General features: G+C 44.2%; 1 protein-coding gene. It reads left to right on the top strand.

Annotated features, from left to right (window positions below):
* Positions 1–2247: stalk domain-containing protein (locus tag ACWNM1_RS30440; protein WP_449603915.1), on the top strand; the 2247-nt coding region annotated here is incomplete at its 5' end.
* Positions 2248–2355 lie beyond the last annotated feature (108 nt).

The raw sequence follows: 2355 nt of genomic DNA, 5'->3' as shown, positions 1-2355 counted from the left end.
GCAGGCGTAACAGCAACAGACAACCGCTATGTATCGGAAGAGGAACTTATCTCTATATTAAATGATTATAATTCTGAGCCGGAACATTGGATTACCAACAGCGGAACAGTTGATGCCAAGCTTGATTACAGTGCGATGAACGGGTTCCGTCTTGCTGACGGTAATAACCTGGCCTATGGTGCAGGTGCCGAGATTGTAAGCCCATATGTGGATCGCGCGAATGCTCTGCCTCATATGACGGAGAGAACAGACTTCTTCGGCAATCCACTTAGCGGCAGAACGCCTTCCATCGGCGCACACAACCCTTATGCGGTAACTTTTGACTCCAACGGTGGCAGCGAAGTGGTGATGAAGTTCGCAGATATGGGCGGGATAATTACCGAGCCAACAGCGCCGACAAAAGAAAACACTATTTTCGGCGGTTGGTATCAAGATGCAGAATTAAACGATGTCTGGGATTTCGTTGCTGATCCTGTTACAAGGGATATTGAATTATATGCGAAATGGGTTGAAGACGCAGGTACTGCGCCAATGATTACGACGAAATCGCTTGCGGATGGCAAGGTAGGACAACCTTATTCGGCAGTTCTTACCACTGACAGCGATAAGCCGATCAAATGGGCTGTTGTAAATGGTCAATTGCCATCAGGATTGAGCTTGGATGAAGATGCAGGTGTTATCTCGGGTACACCGGATCAATGGGGTCAGTTTACATTCAAAGTTCAAGCTAACAATGACGCAGGCAGTGACTCAAAAACGTTCAATATAGTGATCACTGAAGATGTCTCAGTTGACACAGCTCCGGAGATTATCACTAAGACTTTGCCGAGTGGCAAAGTTGGACAACCTTATACGGTAACATTAGCGGTATACGGCAGCGAACCGATTACTTGGAAGGTCCAGGGAGCAGATTTGCCAGTAAATTTGAACCTAGATGAAGCAACAGGCGTTATCTCGGGTACGCCTCAAGAGGCAGGATATTACGAATTCACTGTTGCAGCAACGAATGATTTTGGTATAGATAAGCGAGTATTGAGCATCGAGATTAAAGAGAATAAGCCAGTGGAAACAGCTCCGGAGATTATCACTAAGAATCTGCCAAGCGGCAAAGTTGGAGAACCTTATACGGTAACAATAGCGGTATACGGCGACGAACCGATTACCTGGACAGTGAGAGATAATTATTTACCTGCAGGGTTGAAATTAGAAGGAGCTACGGGTGTTATTTCAGGGGTGCCTACTGAAGCGGGAACATACAAATTCACTGTTACGGCTTCTAACCATGCTGGCATGGATACGATAGAGTTAACTATCGTAATTACTGCAAATAATAACGGCGGAGGATCAGATGGCCAAAGCAGTACGCCGACTCCTTCGCCAGAATCACCGGTTGCGGATTCTATTGATGCTACAATCAAAGAGCAGCTGATGAAAGGCAATCCCATTGCATTGACGATGTCAGCTGGAAAAGTTGAGCTTGAGATTCAAAACGATACGATCGGTGCGATTATTAAAGCCAACAAACCGCTAACCGTTACGAATGACACCGTATCTGTTGAATTGTCCCCTGAATTGTTGAAGCAGTTGAATACAGGCAAGAGGATGAAGGTTGTCATTAAAACTGTAAATGATAGAGACGGAGTTATAGGGCGGGGATATGAGTTGAAGATCTTCGCAGATGGCCGGGAAGTAACAGATTATACAGGGCATATACCAGTAACCTTCGATCTGACAAAAGAGAAGTTGTCGACTAACGATATTAGCATGTTATGCGGTGTCATGCTTCGATTAGACAGTAAGATGGAACGCTTAGGCGGCAAATATGACCATAAGACAGGTAAATTTACCTTCACGGCAAAAGGACTAGGCTATATCTTTGTTACAACCAAACCTGAACCTGTGAAATTAGAACTTACTCTAGGTAAGAAAGGGTATAAATTAAACGGAATCGAAATGAGTATGGACGTTGAGTCGATAGTAGTTAAAGGCAGAACTTTAGTGCCACTGCGCTTCGTTGCGGAGAGCTTAGGAGCAAATGTAGGCTGGGATAACATTAAGAAAACCGTAATGATTACCTTGGAAGGTCAGACTTTGTCCATTGCGATCGGTGAACTTGCACCAGGAATGGATGTTGCAGCTGAACTTGTAAACGGACGTACTATGCTCCCATTACGCTTCATTGCTGAGTATTTTGGTGCAGATGTATTCTTCAATAATACTTCGAAATCCATTAGTATCATGAAGTAGTATTCGCTAACAATAGCAGGTATACATGAAACCCTCTAACATGCACTACAATGTCTCATAAAGATTCGTTTCGAGGACGTTGAAAAGGCAATCGCTGAATAATTTATT

Source organism: Paenibacillus sp. Marseille-Q9583 (assembly GCF_976954365.1).
The sequence above is the reverse complement of the archived record's forward strand: the minus strand, read 5'-3'. Positions and strand labels throughout refer to the sequence as shown.